Below are 25,972 nucleotides of genomic sequence, written 5' to 3'. Positions count from 1 at the left end.
GGAGGAGAAAATGTCAGAGGATGTAAAGAAGAAACCGGGCCGGATTCCCACCCTTTCCATGATGAAAAAAATGAAGTCAGGAACTTTGGAGGCGGAGGATCTGGAGTCCTTTCCGAAAAACAACAGATGGGCCTTTAACGCAGGAAAGACTTTTGCGGGAAATCCCAAATATCTGTTTATCTACATCAACAAATACCGGAAGGATATTGACGCCTATTGGCTGTGCGACAAGGAAGAAACTGTGGAATATATCCGGAAGCTGGGCTATAAAGCCTATACCTTTGTAGACCGGGAAGCACATCGGCTGGAAACCCAGACCGGTGTTTATGTGGTGGAACAGGTGAAGGAAAATATTCCGGAGCGGATGGCAGAGGTAAAATATCTGAATCTGTACCATGGGGTGGGGTGCAAGTCCATTGAACGGCGGGCGCATACCGGATTTTTGACGGAGCGGGTTGCCGGAAAATATATTCGGTATAACCAGTTTTTTTATGACAGACAGTTATTTCTTGTAACGTCTCCCCTGATGGAAAAGCATTTTATTTATCAGTGCGGACTGCGGAACGACCGGGTGATCCGCGGAGGATATCCCAGGTGCATGTATCAGAAATATTTTGAGAAGGTAACGACCTTCAACCATGATATACGGGGCAGGAAGGGACTGGAGATGGATACCAGGATTGCAGCATATGTCCCTACGTTCCGGGATGATGCTCCCCAGGGATTTATGAGCCTTGCCATACCGGATATGGAGCGTCTGATTCAGAAGCTGGAAGAGAAAAATATGCTGATGATTTTTAAGATGCATCCGCTGATTGAGGAAGATTACGAATATTTGAAGCTGAAAGAAAAATATCAGAATCATCCGAGACTTCTCTTTTGGAATAACCAGGAAGATTTCTATGAGATATTTGACGATATTGAAGTGGGGATTATCGATTATTCCTCTATTTTCTATGATATGCTGGCAGGAGGAACCAAATACTTTATCCGGTACTTTTTTGCAGAATCCTCCCGGGATATGGTATATGATTTAGAAGAAATGACCTGCGGAAAAATGTGCAGGAATTTTGACGCTCTGCTAAATGCTCTGGATTCCTACCAGGAGGATGACAAACAGGACAGAGAGAGAATTGAAAAATTATTCTGGGAGTATGACCACAAAGGCTCCATGGACGAAATCATCAATCATACGCTGGAATTTGAACCGGAGCCGAAACCTCTGCCTGTGCTGTACACCTTTGATATTTTTGATACTTTAATTTCCAGAAAAGTGTTGGAGCCGGAAGGGATTTTCTATCAGGTAAAAGAGAGAATGGAAGCCTCCCAACTGGCGTTTCCGTCCTTTTTCCAGGAAAATTATCCCCAGAAAAGGAAGGAAGCAGAGGCAAATGTCCGGGAATGGTACCGCAAAACACTGGAGCTTCGCCCGGACGCCCGAAGAGAAATTCATTTTGAAGAAATTTTTGAGCGGATGGCTAAAGTGTACCATCTGACCGGGGAGCAGAAAAATGCCCTGATGCAGTGGGAACTGGAAGCGGAATATGAAAGCGCCATTCCCATTCCGAGGGCTGTTTCCTATGTAAAAGATCTGATGCAGAAGGGGGAAACGGTCTGTCTGATCAGCGATATGTACCTGAGCCGGGAATTTATACAGAAACTTCTGGCCAAAGCCGATCCGGCCCTGGGAGAGCTTCCGCTGTTTTTATCCAGTGAATACGGCGTACAGAAAAGCACGGGGCTGTTGTACCTGGAGGTATACAAAAGTTTTGAGACTTATATGTTCGGCGCATGGATTCACCACGGGGACAACCGGAAGGCGGACGGAACGTTTGCCAGGAAATTAAATATCACCACGGTGCTCAGGGAACGTCCGGAATTTAATGAGTATGAATGGAAGATAGCCTCTGAGATTGGCACCGGCGATGCTTTTAAGACAGCTGCCCTTCTGGCAAGGTTCCGGGAAAGCAACGGAAAACAGAAAGATTATTATGCTTACGGCCATATTTCCATGTATTTTGTGCCCTATATCAGCTGGGTGCTTAAACATGCCATAGAGCATAAAACGAAATGTCTGTATTTTATTTCCAGGGACGGTTATCAGCTGAAACGGATTGCGGACAGAATCATAGAGAAGAAGAACCTGCCCATCCGGACAAAATATATCTACGGCTCCAGAAGGGCCTGGCGGATTCCTTCGCTGATTACAGAACTGGATAAGGAATTTTTCTCGAAATTCGGTAATTTTGTCAATGTAAAGTCTTATGATAAGATGCTGAATGCCCTTAATATGGAAGAAAATGATTTTCAGCGGATTTTCCCTGACCTGGCCTATTTAAAAGACGTGGGCGAAATTACAAAGGAAATCCGGGAATCTTTGATTATTACATTTTCCAACTCAGAGCCTTACCGGCAGTATATTCTGGATAAATCAGCCAGGGATCGGGAAATTGTACTGGAATATCTGCGGCAGGAAATCAATTTTGACGAGAGATTTTCCTTTGTGGAATATTGGGGCAGAGGATACACTCAGGACTGTACGGCCCGTCTGTTGGAGGCGGCCTGCAAAGAGAAATGTCCGGTTCCCTTTTATTATATGAGAAGCATTTACAGCAGTGAGGAAAACCGGATTCGGTATAATTTTACCACGGCGTCCAACTCCCTGATTTTTGTGGAGGCGGTGTTTGCCAATATTCCCTATAAAAGCGTAGAGGGCTATCAGCGGGGAGAAAATGGAAAAATTCTGCCGGCGCTTGAGCCTGCAGACTGCGATATGGAGCTGTTTCATGCCATGGAACAGAGGCTGCTGCAGTTTGTGGATGATTTTTACGGACTGGGACTGGAGGATACGGACAATCTGGAGAAAATGCTTCAGAAAATTTCGGTTGAATATTTTGAAGAGCATCAGGAGGATGAGGTGTTTACCAGATGCCTTGCCCCGCTGATGGATTCCTATACCATGTATGACGCCAAACGGGAATATGCCCCGGCGTTTACCGATGAGATGGCAGACGGGCTGATCCGGGAAAATCCCAAGTCAGATTACACCAGTTCTCTGGAAATGAGCCTGGCAAGATCCGAGAAGCGTCTGGCGGACAAGGTGAGATACATTGTGGAGGACGTACCGGAGCTTCGGAGAGAGGGAGATAAAAAGACAGCGAAAATCCTGGCCAGAAAGGAAGAAAATCTGTTGGCGCCCTATAAACTGCAGAGGCATAAGTGGAAATCTCTGTATTTCCAGGCGACCTACCAGAAACATGCCCTGCATCCCATAGAAAAGGGAAAAGTGATTCTGTTTACCAACGATTCCCCTGCAGATCGGGATGAGTACTGGAGTCTGGAGCAGGAATGGAAGAAGATGGGGAATCTGAGAATTCTCCGGTATAAGAAGAATACGTTCTATGGAAAAGTCATCAAAGAAATGGCCACGGCGGAGTATATTTTTATCAACCGCCATATTGAACTGATGAGCCTGCTGCGGTTTCGAAAGGGCACCTATGTGGTTCAGCTGGGAGAATATGCATTTTCTCTGGACTGTTTTGGAAAAGGCATGCAGTTTCCGGGCTATCTGAAGGATTCCAGAGACTGGAATGACAGGTTAATGAGAAATGATTACGATTTGATCTGCGCCGCTTCCGAAGATATGAAGAATATTTATGAGACTTCGTTTTCTGTGAGAAGAAAGGGAACAGTTCAGGCTGTGGGAAGCTGCTGTACCGACATTTATTTTTCAGAAAAATTCCGGGACGAGGCCAGAAAAAGCCTGGAGGAGCTATTCCCGGCAGCCAGAGGTAAAAAAATCATTGTGTATCTGCCCCAGTACCGGCATCGGGTGAAGGGATGCCGGGTGCTGGAATTTCTGGATATCCGGAAACTGCAGAAGGCCCTGGGAACAGAGTACGTGATGGTGACGGATTACAGGGTGCCCGCGGGAATGGACAGTTATCTCATGTCAGAGGATTTGCGGGACTTTTTCTGCGACGCAACCAATCAGATAAGCATCCGGCGGCTGATTGCAGCAGGAGATGTATTTGTGGGAGACTACAGAAATACGTTCTTTGAAGCCTTTCTGCGGAGGAAGCCAGTATTTCTGACTGCTGATGACTATGAGGAATACACCAGGGAGCGTGACTATAATTTTGCTTATAAAGACATTATATCAGCGCCTGTGATTGGGGATGCAGAAGAATTAATCTGGCAGCTTCACCATCTGGAAACGTATGATTACAGATATCTGGAACAGTTTTGTGAGAAATATTTAGGGGCCTGCGACGGCCATGCGGCGGAGCGGGTGCTGAAATTAAAAGGGAAGCAGTAACGTCACCCGGAAACAGAGAAGGATTAGCAAGACAGAGGAAAAAATATGGATTGGAAATTTAGGTTAGAAGAAGCAAGGATTGAGGATTATATGCTGGTGCTGGGAGTGGCGGCAGAAGGCCCTTACGATGTAAAGGTACGCTCGCCCAAAGTGGTGGCAGTTCTTAGGAAAACAGGAGATAACCGCAGGTTTCCCATCGGTGTGAATTCCTATTTTCCCTTGGAAGATATGGATACCTGTATGGTGTATGCAGAATATCCGGTGAATATAAGAAGCATATTTGTAGGCGGAACCAGGGAAGATATTGTGATAAGCTTTGATTTTATTTACGGCGACACACATATCTGCAATATTCCTCTGGAGCTGTCCCGCGCGCCGGAAGCATTGGAGGCTCAGGGATTGTCCTTCCGAACAGAGACCTCAGAACTGATTCTGCGGGGCAAGGGAAACGGACATGTGTTCTGGCAGAACGCGTGGAAAACCTGCCAGGCCATTCTTAGGCCGGTTCACCAGTTATTGACCCATGTGTTGGCAGTGCTTCTGCTTCCCTGGTTTTTCCTGGATGCGGTAGCTTCGATTTTGTTTGATGTCAGTAAAACATATCCCAGAAATATGGGAAGCCAGCTGCACCGTTTTTTTGCCCATGTCAGTTGGTATCATTCCAGATTTTGCAAATATGAATTTGGAGTGACCGGAATCAAGATGGGTTTTGTGAAATGTTTCTTCCTGCTGGGGCGCCTGCTGCCTGTCAAAGGAAACCGGGTGTTCTTTTTATCCAGCCGGCGGGATGATATGACGGGAAATTTTTCTTTTCTCTATGACAAGATGAAGCAGGAGCCTGTGGCGGACATGAAATGGGTACTGGAGCCTAAGGAAATTGCGGCTATGCCCTTAAAAAGCATGGCCAGAATCGGCTATTATGCAGCCACCTCCCGAGTGATTCTCATTGACGACTACACACCGGTAATTTCCAGGCTGAAGCTTCGGAAAAACACCAGGCTGATTCAGCTCTGGCATGCCTGCGGGGCGTTTAAGACCTTTGGGTTCTCCCGTACCGGCAAGCGGGGCGGTCCCAAACAGGACAGCCTGGATCACAGGGACTATGATTACGCCATTGTAAGCTCTTCAGAAATCCGGCAGTTCTATGCAGAAGGTTTTGGAATTGCTCTGGATAAAGTGGCTGCCACCGGAGTTCCCCGTACGGACGTGTTTTTTGACAAAAAATATAAAAAAGAGATTGTGGAGCAGCTGCAGCAGCAGTATCCTGTGATAAAAGGCAAAAAAGTAATTTTATTTGCGCCCACCTTCCGGGGATACGGCAAACTGTCAGCCGACTATCCCAAAAGCCAGTTTGATCCGGTGGAATTTATGAAGCAGATCCCGGAGGAGTATGTGCTGATTATCAAGCACCATCCCTTTGTGACGATGGAATATGAAATTGGAGAAGCGTGGCAGAACCGGATTCTGGATCTGTCCGCAGAGTCGGAAATTAACGATCTGCTGTTTGTGACAGACCTTTTGATTACCGATTATTCTTCAGTGGTGTTTGAGGCGGCTCTGCTGAATATTCCAATGCTGATGTATGCCTTTGATTTAAGGCAGTATATTGCAGGCAGGGATTTTTATTACGATTATGAATTTTTCGTGCCGGGCAAAATTGTGGAAAGTTTTCCGGCCCTGGTGGAAGCAGTGCGCAGTGAAGATTACGAGGCGGAGAAGCTGTCGCAGTTTCGGACAAGGTTTTTCGATGATTTAGACGGAAAATCCACCGAGAGAGTAGTGAAATTAATTTATGGCCTGATTCAGTCTTAGGCCGATGGAGGATATGAACCATGGAACGTGTGAGAGAAATTTTTTCTTCCGATAAATATAACAGAATCATTGTATTTGCGGCGCTGCTGCTGGGATTTCTGGTTTTGGGCCTTCCGCTGACGGTGACCTACATTACGGATGAAACAGGAACGATGGCCAATGCCGCTTTTCTGGCCGGAATGGACTGGTCTGTGTTTATTGATAAAACAGGGGGGTACTATTACAAATACGGCCAGGCGCTGTTCTGGTATCCTATTTTTGCCCTGGTGAAGGATTCTTTTCTCATATACAAATTGATTATGGCGGAGAATGCCGTTTTTCTCAGCCTGGAAGGCGTGTGTGTCTATCAGATTCTTCGAAAACATCTGAAAGTAGAGAGCGGATTTCAATGCCTGATCGCATCTGGGATTACGGCTGTCACTCCTGCGGCAGTGCTGTACAGCCTTTTTGCCCGGGCGGATGTGGTGCTGGTGGCGTTTTCTGTCTATGTACTGTATTTTTTGATGGAAGCCTGGAGCAGCCGGGGAGAACAAAAGAAACATGCAGTTAATACCTTTCTGGCCGTACTGTGCACGGTGTATATTTCCATGTGCCACAGCAGAGGCATTGTGTGGGTGATTGCCGTTACAATGGTAGTTGTGGTGATGCATGTATTTACCAGGGAAAAAATGGTGAATTACTGGGTTTACGGCGGTTCTCTGATTGGCCTGATGGGAATTGACCGGATTTTAACCAGATTTTTCAAGTCAAATATCTGGGGAGATAATATCAGGCATGCTACGGCAGAAAGCTTCGACTTTGAGAAACTGGGAGGGATTTTTACAGCCGACGGCATGAAAACCATGATAAAACTGGGAATGGGATGGATCTTTAATTTTATGACCAGTTCCATGGGTCTGGCAATTGCAGGAATTTTTGCGGCGCTGGTGGTTATTCTGCTGTTTGTACGCAGGAAAAAAGAAATCAGGCCGGAGGAGGCGATTCTGTGCGGCTATGGATTTTTAATCTTTGCAGGTTCCATGGCGCTGGGAATGCTCTTTTTCTTTCCCCATGTTTTTCTGAATTATTATGAAGGCTCCGCATCCAGGGTGGATCGTCTGGTTTATGACAGATATCTGGCCGGAAGCATTGGGGTTGCGGTTTTGACGGGCATTTATTTCTTTGTGTACCGGAGAGATATCTTTCAGAAGGTAAGCCGCTTTTTGCTTGGGGCAGCAGCGCTGTTTATTTTATTGTTTTATAAAAAATTTATCAGCATTTATCTGGATCATAAAGAATTTTCCATCCGCAACAGCATTGCATCCAATCTTTTTGTGGACAACGGCTTTCCCGGGAATGACGCATCCAAATTTGAAAATATGTCGGGGGGCCTGTTTTACGGCGGCCTGTTTGCAGCGGCAGTATTGATACTGTTTCTCTTTGCGGCATACCTGTCCTGGCGGGAGCTGGCTCTGGCGGGGATGTGCGGGGTGTTTGCTTTAAGCCTTGGTGTGAATTATGGAAAAATGCGCCTGGCCTGCGATATTAACGTCCGGGCGAAGGTTCAGGATTTGCAGGATTATACACCGAAGATCCGGGGGATATCCGAGGAATTCCGGTATGTGTATGTGGATAAGAGCGCAAAAAGGATGAAGCCTCTGCAGTTGATTTTTAAGGAATTCCAGGTGTATGTCCGCGGCAGCGTTCCGGAAGAGAACCCGGGCAATTATTTTATTATTTCCATGCCGGGTGAAATCCATAAGAAAATAGACAGAAGCGACTGCTATCAGTTTGCAGATTTTGATTATCCCAATGCCCAGTATTATGTGATATATGCAAAGGGAGAAAAACTGCGCCGGGAACTGGAAGAAATGGGTCTTGAATTAGTGAAATTAGAAGCAGACTGATAAGATATATATGAGTTACGAAAGGAGAACAGCTATGAAAAGGAAAGTGGCGCTGCTTTTGCTCGCAGTTTTTATGGGGACGGGCGCCATAGAGCCGTCCCTGGTCAGTTTCGGGGCTGAAATACAGGAGGAAGAGGAGTTTTCTGCAAAAAGGATGAAGCCCGAGGAAGGGCCTGACGATCTGGTTTTGTCAGAAGAATTGAATCAGACAGAGAGGCTCGGGCAAGGGGAGGATTTGGAACAGACAGAAACAATTTCAGATTCAGCAGTTATGGAATTGAGTGAGGAAAAAGCGGCTTCTCCCACTGTAATTACCATCGGCGCCAATGGATATGAGGCAAACAGGGCAGGATTTCAGAAAGCCTTTGATTTTATTCAGGAGCAGAATAAGAAAGGGAATCAGGCTATTTATACGGTGTCTGTTCCCGCCGGTACATACAGCATAGATGCTCCGTTATATCTCTACAGTAATACCCATCTTGCCCTTGCGCCGGGAGCTGTGATGAAAAATACCGGAATCGGCACTTCCCTGCTTCGACTGGGAAGAGATGGGGAAATTTATTCCGGCACCAGCGGATTTCGGAATATTACCATTGAAGGCGGCACCTGGACGGCGGAATTTCGGGACGGTTCTTCCCTGCTTCGCATGGCTCACGGCAAAAATATTGTCATTAAAAACGCAGTGTTTCAGGATGTGAAAAACGAGCATCATATTGAGGCGGCGGGAATAGACGGATTTACCGTAACAGGCTGCACCTTCAGCGGTTATGTAAAAACCATTGAAAGCGACGAGCTGCTGATGGAGGCGCTGGAAATTGATATTATGGGAGGGGAAAAATTTTTCCCGGGCTATGAAAAGTATGATTATACCCCTATGACAAATGTCACCGTATCCAACAATGTGTTCAAAAACCTGTTCCGGGGCGTGGGAACCCATTCCCTGGTACGGGGCAGTTATTTTGAAAATATAAAGGTTCAGAATAACCGGTTTGAAAATATTGCTGATTATGCGGTACTGGCCACAAATTACCGCAACAGCTCCATAGCGGGAAATACCATGGTCAATGTGGGAGCCGGGATTTATTTCTGTAATGTGCAGACCCTGGGCCGGATGGTAACGCCTGCGCCGGCGCTGAAATTTAATACAGATTCCCAGTCCAGAATAGAGAAAAATACCATTACCTTAAAAGCTGTGAATCAGACCGTCAACCGATGCGGAATCCGCGCAGAGGGAGACGAGGGAAATTATATCATCCGGAGCCTTACCATAACCGGCAATACCATCAATGCATCCACCGGGGGCCACGGAATTCTTGGAAGTTATATCAAGGACTGCACCATCAGCGGCAATGCAGTGACCGGTAAAAATACGCTGTCTAAAGCATATAAGGGAATCCGTCTTACCTATTCCGCAAATGTTCCAATCAGCGGAAACACCGTTAAAAATATGTCGGATCACGGAATCACAGTTACCGATAAGAGCCAAAGCTGTCCGATTTCGAAAAATAATGTGTCAGGCAGCAAAGGAGCCGGAATTATTGTTACGGAAGGCAGTAAAGGATGCAGTATCAGCGGAAATCAGATCAGCAGCAATAAGAAAAACGGGATTTCCGTGTCTGGAGGAGGCTCCTCTGGTATCAGCGGCAACCGGGTCAGCAGCAACAAGGGAACCGGTATCTCCGTCAGCGGAAGCTCCACACCTGTGGCAGTCAGCAAAAATACCGTGGAAAAGAACAGCAAGTATGGGATTTCCATTGGAAAAGGAACCGGGTATTCAGTTGCGGACAACGGTAAAATTTCTGAAAACGGCAGACACGGAATCTATTTTTCCGGATGTTCTAATGTGGAAGCCGTGAGGAATAAGGTGACTTCCAATAAAAAAAGCGGCATTGTTATGTCAAAGGTTACAGGCGGAAGAGTGGAGTCCAATTCTTCTGTCAGCAGCAATAAGGAAAGCGGAATTATTCTGACTGGCGTAACGGGAGGCAAGGTTTCATCCAATGCCGGTATCAGCAGCAACCAGGAAAACGGGATTACCATCAGCAAAAGCTCTGACATTGAGATCAGCGGGAATCAGAAAATTAAAAGCAACAAACGGATGGGAATTTCCGTAACAGGCAAAAGTGTCAAAAATATTGTAATTTCAGGAAATAAAATTTCTTCCAGCGGAATTCACGGGCTTGCGGTAAGCGGAGCGTCCACCGTGCAGGCTGCCGGAAATTCCATTGGCAGCAATAAGAAGTACGGCGTCAGCATCAGTGAAAAAAGCGCGAAATGCCAGATTATTGGCAATACCATCAACAAGAATAAAAAAGGCGGCGTTTTGATTGCCGGAAAATGCAGCAGTAATCAGGTTGCGAAAAATACGGTGAAATACAATAAAGGCCATGGAATTGCCGTAAGTGATTCCAATAAAACGAAAATTACAGAGAATGCTGCCGTAAGCCATAATCAGGGCCATGGAATCCTCATAAACAGCAAATCCAACCATGCGGAAATCAGTAAAAATATTGTTTCCGTCAATAAAGAGCATGGAATTATGCTGTATGACAAATCCCTGAAGGCTAAAATTATGGAAAATACCCTTCGAAAGAATGGGAAAAACGGTATTTATATCTGCGGAAAATCCAGGGCAAGCGTTTTGAAGAAAAATGATTTTACATCCAATAAAGGCCTCAATATCCAGATTGAAGCAGGCAGCAAGGCGCCGGTAAAAGACATGGGGCACCTGACTGTGGGAAGCCTTACCTCCAAAGTAACAGAATTGGTGGGGAAAGGAACCAAAGACTTTAAGATTATCGTAAAAGCTAAGGAAAAAAATATCGGCAGGGGAACGGTGAATAAGGATGAGACTTACAGCATCAAGATTAAAAAGCAGAAAAAAGGTACGGTGGTAACCGTGATTATGATGGATAAGCAGAAGAATCAGATGGAGAAAGAGATAAAAGTGAAATAGTTTCTGGGATTGCAGGGAGATCATGTTTATGTATGTGCATCTTCTGAACTATTTATGATTTTTCTGTCTATTGAGTTGATTTTGTATTGCATATTACGTATACTATAAGTGCAATGAATTGCGAAAGGAGGTTGGTATTATGGCAGACACAACGAATTTCAGCGTCCGCATGGACAGTGATATCAAAAAGCAGTGTGAGAGTTTGTACAACGAATTGGGCATGAACCTTACTACCGCGATCAATGTTTTCCTGCGCCAGTCTCTCCGTGCCGGTGGCTTTCCCTTTGATGTGAGACTTGAACAGCCGAACAGGGAAACTATTGCGGCCTTGTTGGAAGCGGAACACATTGCGCAAGCTCCAAATGTGAAACGTTATTCAGATGTTGAGGAAGCTCTTCGGGAACTGAAAAGATGAAGCGTAATATCGTCTGGACCACAAAATTCAAAAAAGATTACAAATTGGCAGTCAAGCGCAACTTAGACATTAGTTTGTTGGATGATATTATTCGCACTTTATCGCGGGGCGAAACATTGCCAGAAAAGAATAGGGATCATGAGCTGGCCGATGATTGGGTGGGATACAGGGAATGCCATATTCAACCGAACTGGCTTCTTATTTATCGGATTGAGAATGATGTATTGGTGCTGACATTGTCCCGCACCGGCACACACAGTGACTTGTTCGGCAAATGATTTTTCAAACATGCTTTCGTACTCCCTCTGGCCAGAAATGAAGTTTGCAATAATTTATGGTAAATTTCATTTCTGGCATACTTTAGACAGATAAAACATATCTCTTGTTTCTTTTTAAGAATTTTTCCACTGACATGTTTTCTATAAATTCCATTACCTGTTTCTGTAATTCAGACATAAACAAATTTTAGGAATTTATCTTAACAGTATTCCCTTTGGTTGCCAAGTATAATATTTCGTGCTATAATCCAAAATATGTTTGTGAGGAAAATACCATGAAATGGATGAAAATATTAAAAAAGCATCTTTCCCTGAAAGCTGTCACAATCCTGCTGTGCGGAATCATCTGTTCTCTGTCCTGCGGCGCAATGTGGGTTAGTAAGTCCTTTAATCTGGATTGTTTTTATGATATTGGGAAGGTATATGATATTGGCTATGTGTCTTGTATTACAGCAGATTATGGCATGATTTATTTGGGAGGGAGCCGAAAAATGAGCGTTACGGAAGATGCAGCAGGGCAGACTGTTGTATTGGAAGGAGATATGAGGGCATGGAATACCTTAGTTTTGGAACTGGACGGCATGAATCAGGAGAATATGGAATGGCAGTTAGAATTCTATGACAAAGCGGGTGTTTTAACAGAGGTAAAGCAGGTTGTTTTAACCGTTGGAAGAAATATAATTGTTCTTGAGGGGCAAGCATTCAGCCAAATGAAATATTTAATATATAATAGCAAGGGGAGCATATTCTCTATTCAAAAAATGCAGCTGTTAGAAAGTACGTTGGTGACGGAAGCCAATCAATATTGGAAGGCAGTGATGCTGTTTTTTATAGTTTATTTTATAGTAGTTAGAGTAACCTGGAAATTGTACAAAAAGTTTAGAACAAGGAAATTAGACTTTTATTATCTTTTTTCAAAATTGCAGTATATTTATCTTAGCGTTGGAAACATATTACCGAGTTTAGAGCAAGTTCCTGGAAAATACCGTTCTGTTGGACGCAGATTGCTGTTTTTGGGTATGCTGTATTATATGTTGGTCATTAATAATAAAGACACATATTTTACAACAGCTTATTATCCCAGGCATATCCTTGTATTCGGATTATTTCTCTTCGGGATTGCTGTATTGTCCAAGGAAGGAGAGCTGAAAAAACAGAATTGGCATTTGCCTTATATGAAGATTTGGGCAATTCTCTGGATTGTTATTTGCACAGCGGATTTTATTGTAAAAAAACGTTTCACCGGATGGGGCTGGCTAATGCTTTTGGTGGTTGGATTCTTATTGTTTATCTGGCAGAATATGGGAAAACCCGGAGAATTGTTTCGGGATTTGCTAAAATCCATTGAATATTTTTCATTCATTAATCTCATTTTCTGCTTTATTGCCAGACCTAAATTAGAAGGGTATGGGTATTGCGGAATTACCTGGAATCCGAATATTTATATTCAGTATTTGATGCCTATGTGTGTGGCATCTTTAGCAGAGCTTCTTGAGTGGATTGAGAAAGAAAAGCAGGGGAAAAGGTGGATTTTCCACCTGATTATGGTAATTGTGGCTTTCTATATGAATTGGATATCCCAATCACGAACAGGTTTGTTAGTTATGGCACTGATTCTGATATTTTTTGTGGGAGCATTTTTACTTTTGGCAGGCCACAAAAAGTTCCGAAAGAAATGTTGGAAGGCAATTGTGTTGTGTACGGTATTAGGGGCTCCTGTTTCATTTTTGTGTGGTTGGTGCATTCAGACTATTCCACAAAAGTTTGGAACACAGGTGATCTTTCCAAGGGATGAATATAGAATAGAGGTGGAAATGCCTTCTCTGATATTAAATGCGGAGGCTGTTGGACTTTTGAAAAAAATAAAAGATAATTTAACTGCGCAGCATATTTTACCGACTGATGATATAGAGATGTTTACATCTAGCAGAAATTTGTATTGGAATGCGTACCTCCGAAATATGAATTTGTGGGGACACCCATATCAATTAGAGATCTGGGGAAAAGGAAGATTGGAACACAGCGGATTTATTATTATTGCTTACCGCTATGGTGTATTTACCCTTGTGCCCTATTTACTTTATCTTGGGCTGACGCTTTGGTATGCCTGGAAATATCTAAGATATAAAGGAAAAGAGCAGATTTACCGGTTCTATCCCATTGGAATCACAGTGGGCATGCTGTGCATACTGTTGGTGGAAAATGTGGAACGTCCCTTCTATTCGGTCAGCTGTCTGGCCTTTTACCTGCTTCCCGGTGTGTTTCTATCAGGGCAGCAATGGAACGAGGAAACGAAATGCAGGAAGAAAACTACGGAACTACCCGCTACAAGAGAATAAAGCTGGTTACTATACTGCTGTTGGGCCTGCTTTTTTGCTATTCGGCAGTGATGATGCATATCGGCGGCTCTTTCAATATTCGGGAACTGCTGTCATCCGGCAGGGTTTACGATTTTACCAGAGAAGAGATGCAGCAATCCAGTTCAAACTGGCAGTACAGTGAGGAAGAACAGGGATATTGGATTCAGAAAAATAAGGCGTTAAAGAAGTGGAAAATTGAGAAAAAAGCCACAGGCTGGAGCTTTCTCTATCTGAACGTGAAAGAGATGTCTGCAGAATCCATGGATATCCGTATTATTTATTATAATAAAGCCGGTGAAAAGGTAATAGAGCAGCCCCATGTGCTGACAAAGGGAGAGAATATCGTGATTCTTCAATATCCCGGGGAAGAGCTGTACCGAATGGGAATCCGGATTTACGGCGCCAAAGGTCAGTTTCTGTCCATCCAGTCCATGCAGCTTCGGGAGAATGCACGGGGTTTTTCTGTTCGGAGATTTGGGAAGCTGATGGCAGTTTCGTATCTGGGATTTCTGGCGGCTTTGGCAGTTTTCTGGCAGATCTGGAATCGAGCCGGGAAAAGAATGGCGATGCAAGAGGTGAATGGGCGGGAAGAAGCAGGCCCCTATTTCGATATTTTGCTGGGCACTGATAAAACTGCAGTACAAAAGCGGCGTAAAAAAGGGAGCTGTTTCGATGCGCTGCAGGAAATCTATCAGATCTTAATCGAAGATATCTGCAGATGGGTGCACAAAAGAACTTCTTCCAAAGGGCGTATCGTCAGCCGGAAACTGCTGTGGTGTTTCCTGTTTCAGTGGATGACAGCGGCCAATGTCCTGGGATGGTGTACGGACGGACAGGCGCACCGTTATTACATGCTGTCACTGAGCCTGATTTTTCTGATGATAGCAGTTCTGTCCTGGGAACGCCCCCTCTGTTATCGGAACTGGAAAAATCCCCTGTGCCTGGCCTGGATTTGTCTGTGGCTGGGAACCTTACTTTCCGATGTGTTTGTGGTTTCTGATTATAAATGGCATGGAATTCCCATGCTGTTGGCCGGCGGGATTTTGATTTTTATCTGGAATAACGGGAAAAATCCGAAGAAATTAATACATGAAATGCTTTGGGCTCTGGAACTGGATTTCGGGCTTGCAGTGGTGATTTGCATGATATTCCGCACGAAAAAACTGGCTGTCCGATATAACGGAATTTTTCCGGATGCCCAGCAGTTTTCCATGTATGCGGCATTGATGCTTGCCGTTTTTCTGGTGGAAATGGGAAATCTGCCGGGGCAGAAGAATCTTTTTAAGAAAAGCATTTGGCCGGTAACGGGAGCTGCCCTCTCTCTGTTTTTCCTGCAGCGGGCAGGCAGCAGAAGCGGTTATGCAGCGGCGGGAGTTCTGCTGAGTATTTTTATAATCTGGAATATTTATCATCGGAAAAACTGGCTCAGCCAATGGAAAATTTTAATAGCCTGCGGCTGTAAGGCAGGAATCATTGCCGTTTTGTGCGTGTGTATTGTACATGTGTCCACGAAATTTCTGCCGGGTACATTGGGAACAGAATGGAATTTTGAGCAGGAATATCTGGTCAGCAGCCTGGAGCCGGAACAGATGGCAGAATTTGATATGCTGGAGCCTGGGCTGATGGAAGGAGTTCATTCTGTAAAAGAGACAGATTACGGCATGTACTGGAAGAATTATATCCGGCGTCTGGGACTTACAGGAAGCAATCAGGAGATGAAACTGCGCCGGGAGCCTATTCCTTCGAATAATACCTACATTCAGATGATGTATCGGTATGGAATTTTTATTTTGATTCCCTTTCTGGTTTTGCAGATTAGCCTGATGGGAAAAGGGATTCAACGGATAAAAAAGGGAACCCGAGAAGAACTCTGGGTGTTTATGACAGGAGCCGTTTTACTCTGTTTTTGTTTTGTGACAGACGCAGATGTGCCCGCCGGGCATCCTCTGTGGTTCTGCTATTATATAGGAATGGGATATTGGTTTGGCAGTACTGGGAAACATACAGAGAATAACCGGATCATTGCGGAGGCTTTGTTACTCCGAAACGATGGGCAGACTAATCGGGAAAAGTGAAAGGGAAGCAGATATGCGGAAACAATCAATGGAACAACTGAAAAAAGCGGGAAAAATCATTGGAAAAATGATTTCAATTCTGTCAATTATCTTTATTATTTATGCCATCTGGAAATTGGGATTTGACTTTCAATCCATTCACAACTGGTATTTGTTTCTGGCAGTATCATTGGTCTGCGTGATAGTAAAATGTGTCACTGTGTATCTTTCCGGCATGGCCTGGGCCTGTTGGCTGCATTTTTTTGCCGGGAAAAAAATTGATCGGCGTGAGGCTGTCTGCGTCTATGCCAAGGCAAATATCGGAAAATACCTTCCGGGCAATGTGATGCACTATGTGGAGCGGAATCTTTTTGCCACGAACCTGGGTATCAGTCAGAAAAAACTGGCAGTCAGTACCATATGCGAAGTGATAGGTCTGGTGTTGGTGGCCTTTTTGCTGGCGGTCAGTGTGTCAGCAGGGCAGCTGGTGCAGTCCATCCGGCTGATTTTCGGGGAGTCTTATGTCCGGATCATTCTGGGTGTCATTGCAGTTGGACTGGCGGCGGTTTTGGCGGCAGCTTTTCTCCTGCGGAAAAAGCTCACAGCACAGCTCAAAGAATACAGTCTGAAAGAATTTGGAAAAACCCTGGCAGAGACAATGGTATTGTATGGAATCGTGCTGATTGCTCTGGGCCTGATTATGGTGGCCCTTTATGCCTACATGGGCGGGGAGATTACCTGGAATAATGGTTCTTTGATTGTATCCGGCTATGTGATTGCCTGGGTGCTGGGATTTGTGATACCGGGAGCTTCCGGCGGAATCGGCGTCCGGGAGCTTGTGATTACAGTGCTTCTGGGCAGTGTGGTGGGAGCGGAGACGGTTCTGACATTATCTGTCATTCACCGATTAATTACGATTGTGGGAGATTTTCTGGCATATTTGGTTATGCTTATAATAAGAAAAGTTTAGGGAGGAATTGTTATGTCAACATTAGAGAATCAAATTGCACAATCTCTGGAGGGGCTTTCCGATGATAGTTTGAGTTTTATTTTGGAGATGATACAGAGATATGTGATGCCGGCAGAGTTGAAGCGCATGAATATCAATGATGACGTTGCGGCAGGACAGAAAAAACGTATGCTTGGAAGTATGAAAGGACAGAAATTTATTGCGGATGGTCATGACATAGATGAGTGCAATGATGAAATTGCAAGGTTGTTTGGGGTGGATAATTGATGAAAATTTTATTGGATACACATATTGCAATATGGGCGGTATTGGATTCAGTAGAATTGTCAAATGCTGCAAGGGAAATGATACTTAATGAGTGTAATGAAATTTACTATAGCGCTGCTTCTATATGGGAGATTACGATTAAACATATGGCTCATCCAGAAACATTTTTATACAGCGGGAAATATCTTGAGAAGGGATGCGAAGCAAATGGTTTTATGCCTTTACCAATATGTAATAAACATTCAGTGGAATTAGAAACTTTGGTGCGGCCAAAGGATGCCCCGCCGCATAAAGATCCTTTTGATAGGATTTTGCTTGCCCAGGCGAAGTCGGAGGGGATGAAATTTATGACACATGATAGCTTAATTCCATATTATAATGAATCCTTTGTTATCAGCGTTTGATTAGGGAATGTTATGCCGTGTACACAGAAAGAGAGAAAAGAACAGTCTGTTTGTTTAAGGAACGTGCAGAATGGAGGAAAGTATGAAAGATCTTGTAATCGCTATCACAGCAGCAAGTTACAGCGGAAATAAAGGCGCGGCTGCCATGCTGCAAAGCTCCATCAGCCAATTGCAGGAAAGATATGGAGAACGGCTGAATATAAATTTGATGTCAGTGTATCCGGGGGAGGACAGAAAACAGGTTCCCTATGATTTTGTGAAAATTGTGCCTGCGAAGCCGGAGCAGCTGGTGTTTTTTGCGTTTCCCATGGCAATTCTGCACCGGGTTTTCCGTTGGTGCGGCCCAGTCCGCAAGCTGCTGGAAAAGAATAAAATCATCAAAGCATACCGGAATACGGATCTGGTCATTGACGAAGCGGGAATATCCTTTGTGGACAGCCGGGGATTTGTCATGAATACGTATGCATTTATCTGCGCGGCGGTGCCGCTTCTGGTGGGAACTCCGGTGGTAAAATATTCCCAGGCCATGGGAACTTTCCGTAATCCCTGGAACCGATTCCTGGCAAAATGGATAGTGCCGAAGCTGAAGCTGATTTGCGCCCGGGGCCAGGGCACCTATGATAATCTAAAAGAAATCGGAATTACAGAAAATGTAAAATTGTGCGCAGACGGCGCATTTACCATGAAAGATGACCCAGCATGGCAGGCAAAAGTCCAGGAACGCTGTGAAAAAGATGCATTTTTTAAGAAAGATGTGGTGGGGCTGTCCATCAGTTCCGTTGTTCAGAAAAAATGCGGCAAGATGGGGATTGATTACCAGAAAATTATGGCAGATTTTATTTCCTGTCTGAATCAGAAAGGCTACGGGGTGCTGATGATCGCCAATGCAGCCAGAATCCACAGCGAAAAGCCCAGGAATAATGATCTGATGATCGGAGACGCTATTTATGAGAGTCTTTCGGATCAGAGCAAAGTCCGGTGGTATCATGAAGAGATGGACGCCGAGGAGATTCGGGAATATATCAGCCATTGTAAATATCTGGTGGCTTCCCGGTTTCATGCCATGATTGGAGCTTTGGAGAAAAAAGTTCCGGTGCTTCTGATTGGATGGAGCCATAAATATCAGGAAGTGCTTGATATGTTTGAACTGGGCCAGTATGCGGCAGATTTTTCCAATCTGAATATGGACAGCCTGCAGGAGAGCTTTGAAAAATTTGAAAAAGATGAAGGAATCATCCGTGAAAAGCTGGAAAAAAACCATGCCCAGGTTATGGAAAGCTCTTATCGGAATATTCAGTATATCGGAGAAGTGATCGATGAGATTCTAAAACAGCCCGGACGAAAAGCAAAGCTTTTGGATTATGACAATCCAGAGTACTATGTAGGTGATTATCTTGCACTCCGCAAAGGCTATGCCAAAGAGCAGGAGATTCGGGATTATGCGGCTTCCGGGGGAATGGTGACAGCGCTGCTGTGCAATATGCTGCGCCGTGGAGATATCGACGGAGCCTGGGTGACCCGGACAGATTTTGTCAATGATGAACTGACTTATAAAACTTATATTGCCACCACGGAGCAGGAAATCCGGGAAGCGTCCTCCAGCGTTTACATGTCCATTCCTCTGTTAAAGCATATTGATTTGCTGGAGCAGTTCCCGGGAAAAGCCGCAGTTGTGATGACGCCCTGTATGATGCATGGCCTGGAACGGATTCTGGAGAAACGGCCGGAGCTGAAAGAAAAGGTAGTTTTAAAACTGGGCCTGTACTGCAGCGGCGGCCATGATATCCGGGCCACTACCCTGTCCATGGAAAAAGCGGGAATCAGCCCTAAAGACGCAAAACGCCTGTATTATCGGAGAGGCCACTGGCGGGGCATGTCCTCTGTCTTATATAAAAACGGAGAAGAAAAAACATTTTCTTATGCCAAACTGGTCTGCGCCTATAAAAACGCCTATTTCTTTGAAAAAACCAGCTGTATGAGCTGCCGTGACCATTTTGCAAAGAGCGCCGACATCAGCTTTGGCGATATCTGGCTGAAAGAAATGAAAAAAGTGAGTATCAAACATACCAGCTGCGTGATCCGTAACCAGAAAGCCCTGGATTACTTTAACCAGGCCGTAGCCGACGGAGTCCTGGAGGCTTCTCATATCAGCGGAAAAGATATGGTCAGAAGCCAGAAACGCGCCCTGGTCTTTAAATACCGCTGCGCAGACACATCCGCGAAACGGAAGTGGAACCATAAACTGGCCTATTTCCTTGCGGAAAAGAATCGGAAATTCTCTGTGGAGAAGCCGGAAAAATTAGCGAAATTGCCGTCCTGGTTTATTTATTATTATATGTGCTTTATTCGGGTGCTGCTGAGCTTTTAGCGGAAGCGGTCCGTTGCAGCTGGAGGTCAGTCAGGCCTGGATCGTAACAAACTGTGGCTTTTGCGGTATTAGTAAGCTGGCTTTGGGCTTGCGAATCCTTGCTATTTGGGCTATAATATGGAAAGCGTGTAGAACTTTTGCCTAAAAAGACTAGTCTGATTTCCAGCCGGTCGGTGTACTTGGAATTCGGAAAGTGATAAAAAAACAGCAGGTTGTGCGATTTTACGATAGGCACAGCTAAAAACAGGGATGAAATACAATTGGAGGAAAAATAATGAAAATTGCAGTAGCAGGAACCGGTTACGTGGGATTGTCCATGGCAGTACTGCTGTCACAGAACCATGAGGTGTACGCAGTGGATATTGTGCCGGAAAAAGTAGATATGCTGAATCACAAAAAATCTCCCATTGCGGACAAGGAGATTGAAGAATATTTATCCCAAAAAGAATTGAATTTGACAGCCACATTGGATGGAGAGGAAGCCTACCGCAAGGCAGAATTTGTGATTATTTCCACCCCCACCAATTATGATCCCAGAAAAAATTATTTTGACACATCCTCTGTGGAAAAGGTGATAGAACTGGTGCTGAACGTAAACAAGGACTGTACCATGGTGGTAAAATCCACGGTTCCCGTAGGATTTACAAAATCCATGCAGGACAGATATCAGACCAAAAACATTCTGTTTTCTCCGGAATTTCTGCGGGAGGGAAGAGCCTTATATGATAACCTGTATCCTTCCAGAATTATCGTAGGAGCTCCGGCAGGCAATGAAACGATGGCGGAGAAAGCCCGGATATTTGCAGGACTGTTAAAAGAAGGCGCCATAAAAGACGAAATTCCCACTCTTTTTACGAATTTAACGGAAGCGGAAGCCATTAAGCTGTTTGCTAATACTTATCTGGCGCTGCGCGTGGCTTATTTCAACGAACTGGATACTTATGCGGAAATCAGGGGCCTGGATACCAAACAGATTATAGAAGGCGTGGGCCTGGACCCAAGGATCGGAAATCACTACAACAATCCGTCTTTTGGATACGGCGGTTACTGTCTGCCCAAAGACACCAAGCAGCTTCTGGCAAATTACGATCATGTGCCCAATAATATTATCGGTGCAATTGTGGACGCCAACCGGACCCGGAAAGACTTTATTGCGGAACGTATTATGGAGCGCAGCCCCAAGACGGTAGGCGTATACCGGCTGACTATGAAATCGGATTCCGATAACTTCCGCCAGTCCTCCATTCAAGGGGTTATGAAACGGCTGAAGGCAAAAGGCGTGGAAGTGATCGTTTACGAACCCACGATGAAAGAAGAAGAATTCTTCCGCAGCAGAGTGTACCGGGATTTGCAGGAATTTAAACAGAAAAGTGATGTTATCATTGTAAATCGTTGGGATGACAAGCTGGAAGATGTGAAAGAGAAAGTATATACCCGGGATTTGTGGGGAAGAGATTAGTAAATCGGGGAAAAATGAAGGACAATCTAAAGTATAACCCATGATTTACGGAGTGGGGATTAGAAAGAGGACAAAAGCGTGAAAACAATAGTAGACAGCAATCAGATTCTGATAAAAAGGATAGTTCTGATTCTTTATGATATCATAGCGGTAATAGCCGCCAGCCTGATGGCGCTGTTCATTCGTTTTGAAGGAAATTACGGAGCAATTCCCAGAGACTACATTACCCAGAGCTTAAAATATGTTCCAGCAGTAATTGTGGCGACAATTCTTATATTTTATTGTTTCCGTTTGTACAGCAGCCTGTGGACCTTTGCCGGAGCCCCGGAACTTATTAATATTACCTTTGCCTGCGGATTATCCGCGGTGGCTCAGATGACTGTGGTAGTGCTCTTTTCTGTGAATATGCCCAGAAGCTACTATTTTCTCTATGGAGTGTCTTTATGGATTCTGGTATTCTTAAGCCGGTTTTCTTATCGGGGAATCCGCACCTTGATTAAACGGCAGGCAAGCGGGGCCACAACCTCCAGAGTGATGATTGTAGGCGCCGGAGCGGCCGGCAACTTGCTGGTGAAGGAGATACACAACAGCAATCATGTGAGCAAACGGGTCATTTGTATCGTGGACGATGATAAGTCCAAAGAGGGCAGTTACCTTCATGGCGTGAAAGTTATGGGAAACAGGCAGAATATTCCGGAACTGGTAAAACGGTATCGGATTGATGAGATTATTATTGCAATGCCTTCCGCCCCTGCAAAATCGATTAAAACAATTTTGGATGTCTGCAAAGAAACCGGATGCGAACTGAAACGTCTGCCAGGCGTTTATCAATTGGTAAACGGAGAGGTGGGCGTCAGTAAATTAAAGGAAGTGGATGTGAACGATTTGCTGGGACGAGAGCCTGTGAAGGTGAATCTTTCCACAATTATGGATTATGTGTCCGGCAAGGTAGTGTTGGTAACCGGAGGAGGCGGTTCCATAGGAAGCGAGATTTGCCGTCAGGTGGCGGAACATCATCCGAAAATGCTGGTGTTGGTGGATATTTACGAGAATACCACTTACGATATCCAGAATGAATTGAGGAATAGGTATCCGGAATTAAATCTGGTAGTCCTAATTGCTTCTGTCCGCAATACGAAGCGAATGGATATGATTTTTGAGACCTACCGGCCGGATATCGTATACCATGCAGCCGCCCATAAACATGTGCCGCTGATGGAGGACAGCCCCAATGAGGCGGTGAAAAATAATGTTCTTGGTACCTGGAAGGTAGTGCAGGCAGCCGATAAGTGGAAAGTAAAACGATTTGTAATGATTTCTACAGATAAAGCGGTAAATCCCACGAATATTATGGGAGCCACCAAGCGAATCTGTGAAATGATTATTCAGACGTATAATAACCGATCCCGTACAGAATTTGTGGCAGTTCGGTTTGGAAATGTCTTAGGCAGCAACGGCAGCGTGATTCCCTTGTTCAAAAAGCAGATTGAACAGGGCGGTCCTGTTACAGTAACGCATCCTGACATTATCCGGTATTTTATGACTATTCCTGAGGCGGTTTCTCTGGTGCTTCAGGCGGGGGCTTATGCCAAAGGCGGAGAGATTTTTGTATTGGATATGGGAGAGCCTGTGAAGATTGCAGATTTGGCCCGGAACCTGATTCTTTTGTCTGGCCATAAGCCGGGGGAGGATATTCAGATTGTCTATACTGGACTGCGGCCGGGAGAGAAGCTCTATGAGGAGATGCTGATGCATGAGGAGGGGCTGCAGGAGACGGCTAATAAGCTGATTCATATTGGGAAGCCCATTAAGATGGATGAGGATAATTTCCTGATGCAATTGGAGAACCTGAAGGATTATGTGGTGCAGGAACCGGATGATATCAGGAAATGGGTACAGGAGATTGTGACTACGTATCATCCGAAGGAATAGTGTGAATTTTGGAAGGCAGGAAAGAAATATGAAGCCATTGCCGATTGGGGTAGATGATTTTGAAAAGCTTATCACAAAGGGTTATTATTATGTTGATAAAACATTGTTCATAAAAGAACTGTTGGATAGACGCGGCACGGTGAATTTGTTTACCCGTCCTCGTCGATTTGGTAAGACATTGAATTTAAGCATGCTTCGTTATTATTTTGAAGACACAGGAGTTGAGGAAAGGAACCGAAAGAACAGGGAACTTTTCTCAGGTCTTGCCATTGAAAAAACAGGAGAAGAATACGCAGAAGAAATGTGCCAGTATCCAGTTATTATGGTAACCTTGAAATCTGCGAAACAAAGGACATATCAAGAAGCGATGGATTGTTTGCGGGAAGCATTAGCAAGAGAGTATGCCAGGCATGAAGAGCAGATAAAGGGGAAACTGGAAAATCAGGAGGATTGGGAAAAATTTATGCGTATTCGTGAACGGCGAGGGGAAGGCGCTGATTACTTGACCAGCCTTGCATTTCTGTCTGAATGTTTATATCAGGCCTGCCAAAAGAAAAGCATTATATTGATTGATGAGTATGACGTTCCTTTGGAGAATGCATATTTTGCAGGATTTTATGAAGAAATGGTGAGTTTCATCCGTTCCCTGTTTGAATCAGCGTTAAAGACGAATCCTTATCTTGAATTTGCAGTGGCTACCGGCTGCCTGAGAGTTTCTAAAGAATCTATTTTTACTGGACTGAATAATCTGAGGGTTTATTCTGTTTTAAATGAGAATTACCAGGAATATTTTGGATTTACAAAGGAAGAGGTTCAGGATATGCTGAAATATTATGGTCGGGAAAAAAATCTTTCAGTTATAAAGGAATGGTACGACGGATATTGTTTTGGAAGTGCAGAGGTTTATAATCCATGGAGTATTTTGAATCATATGGAGGATATTCTTACAAACCAGGAGGCGTTTCCTTTACCCTATTGGGCCAATACCAGCTCCAACAGCGTAGTGAGGGACTTGGTAGAAAAATTAGACGATGATGAAGGAATGCTTCAGGAACAATTGGAATGTCTGATGAATGGCGGAACCATTGAAAAGGCGGTTCGTGAGGATATCACATATGACACGATATATGATAACGAAGAAAACCTGTGGAATTTTCTGTTTTTTACTGGATATCTGAAGAAGGCGTCAGCCCGTCAGAAAGGGAATAACCAGTATGTTACTCTTGCAATTCCTAACCGGGAGGTATCTTATATTTACCAGTATACCATTCATACTTGGTTTGATAAGAAACAAAAGAATTTTGATATGATGCCTTTTTATACAGCCTTGGAAGAAGGGGACACGGATAAGCTGGAAGAAGAAATTTCCAGATTCCTGGAACAGACAATTAGCTATTTTGATTATGGAGAAAGCTATTATCATGGATTTTTGGCAGGTTTGCTGCAGCGTAATGGTAAATACCGTATTTTTTCTAACCGGGAGGCTGGGGTGGGCCGGGCGGATTTGATTTTGAAAACGCCCAGAATTCGCAGAGGGCGGGCGGTGATACTGGAATTGAAAGCTGTGAAAAGGTTTCAGGACATGGAAAAAGGCTGCCAGGAGGCGCTTATGCAGATAGAAAAGAAGAAATATAAAGAGGAACTGCAGCAGGAAGGGTATGAGAATATTGTGGGGTTTGGAGTGTGTTTTTATCGGAAGGAGTGTATAGTTAGAAATGGGGAGGGTCTATGATTTCGATTTTGTACAGTGTATAGGAAATTTTTACTTCAATTAGGCTTTTGGGAATTCTCCCCAAAGCCTGCTATACTTTAGCCAGGATAGGATCAAGAAGTCGTCGTACTTCTAAAGTGCATTCTGCATAGAGTTGTAGGAATTCAAGGAAAGGAAAAATGCCAAAATACTGCCCGACATAAATAATGACTGATTTAGGCCTTGTCTCCTTGTAGTTCTTCACTACGACAGGCAGGGATTTCCCGGCTGTGTCATAAAATCTGTGTAAATAAGTTGTCTGAAAAGTTCCTTTGGACTGCTTGATTACCTTGCTCAAAATGCCGGAAGCCAGTCAAGGCAAGGGCTCCAGCCTTTACGGGCTTTTGGCATTTTGATAAAATTCATTATGGCAGTCCAGAGAACTTACACACATAATCTGACACTCTCGATTTCCCTGCATATTTTTTCCCTTCGTCCAGGTTTTGTATATCTGGAAATAAAGGCATCCCACCAGCGTCATTACGATATGGTAGGTAATATAGTTGTATTTTGTACTCTTGAAGTCTTCCAGCTTCCAGAAATCTTTCATCTGTCGGAAATCTTCTTCGATTTCCGGGCGCAGTTCGTAGGTATTTATAATCTGCCGTGCAGTTCTGCCGGTGTCTGTTGTCATGAATACAAAATATTTGTCTGTCTTCTTGTCATGCACAACACAGGCATTAATTGGGACATCCTTTTCCGGATCGCCGCTTTCCCATAACGGACCCAGGTCTGTCACCAGC

The 25,972-nt window shown here is 44.5% G+C and carries 16 protein-coding genes; 15 read left to right on the top strand and 1 reads right to left on the bottom strand.

Annotated elements, in window-relative coordinates; genetic code table 11:
* Window positions 1–10 precede the first annotated feature (10 nt).
* The 15 genes from ACTO17_RS06190 (at window position 11) to ACTO17_RS06120 (ending at window position 25,211) form a co-directional block, all read left to right on the top strand.
* Window positions 11–4,318 (top strand): CDP-glycerol glycerophosphotransferase family protein, encoded by a 4,308-nt coding sequence (locus ACTO17_RS06190; RefSeq protein WP_482557287.1) that lies wholly within the window; start codon window positions 11–13, stop codon window positions 4,316–4,318.
* 45 nt (window positions 4,319–4,363) lie between these two features.
* Window positions 4,364–6,130, top strand: coding sequence for a CDP-glycerol glycerophosphotransferase family protein (locus ACTO17_RS06185; protein WP_482557286.1), 1,767 nt, complete (start codon window positions 4,364–4,366; stop codon window positions 6,128–6,130).
* A 20-nt stretch (window positions 6,131–6,150) separates the two neighbouring features.
* Window positions 6,151–8,016, top strand: coding sequence for an LPXTG cell wall anchor domain-containing protein (locus ACTO17_RS06180; RefSeq protein WP_482557285.1), 1,866 nt, complete (start codon window positions 6,151–6,153; stop codon window positions 8,014–8,016).
* Between the two features lie 34 nt (window positions 8,017–8,050).
* Window positions 8,051–10,972, top strand: coding sequence for a right-handed parallel beta-helix repeat-containing protein (locus ACTO17_RS06175; protein WP_482557284.1), 2,922 nt, complete (start codon window positions 8,051–8,053; stop codon window positions 10,970–10,972).
* A 139-nt stretch (window positions 10,973–11,111) separates the two neighbouring features.
* A complete protein-coding gene (locus ACTO17_RS06170) occupies window positions 11,112–11,387 on the top strand; it encodes a type II toxin-antitoxin system RelB/DinJ family antitoxin (protein WP_482557283.1) in 276 nt (91 codons plus the stop codon).
* Window positions 11,384–11,665, top strand: a complete 282-nt coding sequence (locus ACTO17_RS06165) for a type II toxin-antitoxin system YafQ family toxin (protein WP_482557282.1) — start codon at window positions 11,384–11,386, stop codon at window positions 11,663–11,665. The genes ACTO17_RS06170 and ACTO17_RS06165 overlap by 4 nt, the downstream gene beginning before the upstream one ends.
* Window positions 11,666–11,940: 275 nt before the next feature.
* Window positions 11,941–14,004 (top strand): hypothetical protein, encoded by a 2,064-nt coding sequence (locus tag ACTO17_RS06160; RefSeq protein WP_482557281.1) that lies wholly within the window; start codon window positions 11,941–11,943, stop codon window positions 14,002–14,004.
* Window positions 13,962–16,100, top strand: coding sequence for a hypothetical protein (locus tag ACTO17_RS06155; protein ID WP_482557280.1), 2,139 nt, complete (start codon window positions 13,962–13,964; stop codon window positions 16,098–16,100). Before ACTO17_RS06160 ends, ACTO17_RS06155 begins: the two co-directional genes overlap by 43 nt.
* A gap of 13 nt (window positions 16,101–16,113) precedes the next feature.
* Window positions 16,114–17,049 (top strand): hypothetical protein, encoded by a 936-nt coding sequence (locus ACTO17_RS06150; RefSeq protein WP_172539617.1) that lies wholly within the window; start codon window positions 16,114–16,116, stop codon window positions 17,047–17,049.
* A 12-nt stretch (window positions 17,050–17,061) separates the two neighbouring features.
* A complete protein-coding gene (locus tag ACTO17_RS06145) occupies window positions 17,062–17,316 on the top strand; it encodes a hypothetical protein (RefSeq protein ID WP_482557279.1) in 255 nt (84 codons plus the stop codon).
* Window positions 17,316–17,720, top strand: coding sequence for a type II toxin-antitoxin system VapC family toxin (locus ACTO17_RS06140; protein WP_482557278.1), 405 nt, complete (start codon window positions 17,316–17,318; stop codon window positions 17,718–17,720). The genes ACTO17_RS06145 and ACTO17_RS06140 overlap by 1 nt, the downstream gene beginning before the upstream one ends.
* 82 nt (window positions 17,721–17,802) lie before the next feature.
* Entirely contained in the window at window positions 17,803–20,088 is a 2,286-nt protein-coding gene (locus ACTO17_RS06135; protein ID WP_482557277.1) for a polysaccharide pyruvyl transferase family protein, read from the top strand.
* A gap of 274 nt (window positions 20,089–20,362) precedes the next feature.
* Window positions 20,363–21,547: a nucleotide sugar dehydrogenase gene (locus ACTO17_RS06130; RefSeq protein WP_482557276.1), complete on the top strand. Its 1,185-nt coding sequence runs from the start codon at window positions 20,363–20,365 to the stop codon at window positions 21,545–21,547.
* A 78-nt stretch (window positions 21,548–21,625) separates the two neighbouring features.
* Entirely contained in the window at window positions 21,626–23,479 is a 1,854-nt protein-coding gene (locus ACTO17_RS06125; RefSeq protein ID WP_482557275.1) for a polysaccharide biosynthesis protein, read from the top strand.
* 28 nt (window positions 23,480–23,507) lie between these two features.
* Window positions 23,508–25,211 (top strand): AAA family ATPase, encoded by a 1,704-nt coding sequence (locus ACTO17_RS06120; RefSeq protein ID WP_482557274.1) that lies wholly within the window; start codon window positions 23,508–23,510, stop codon window positions 25,209–25,211.
* Between the two features lie 352 nt (window positions 25,212–25,563).
* On the opposite strand, the gene ACTO17_RS06115 is transcribed toward ACTO17_RS06120, so the two are convergent.
* Window positions 25,564–25,972, bottom strand: a 409-nt coding sequence (locus ACTO17_RS06115) for a transposase (RefSeq protein WP_482557273.1), incomplete at its 5' end; no start/stop codon positions are given.

This window comes from Petralouisia sp., from assembly GCF_056822245.1.
The sequence above is the reverse complement of the archived record's forward strand: the minus strand, read 5'-3'. Positions and strand labels throughout refer to the sequence as shown.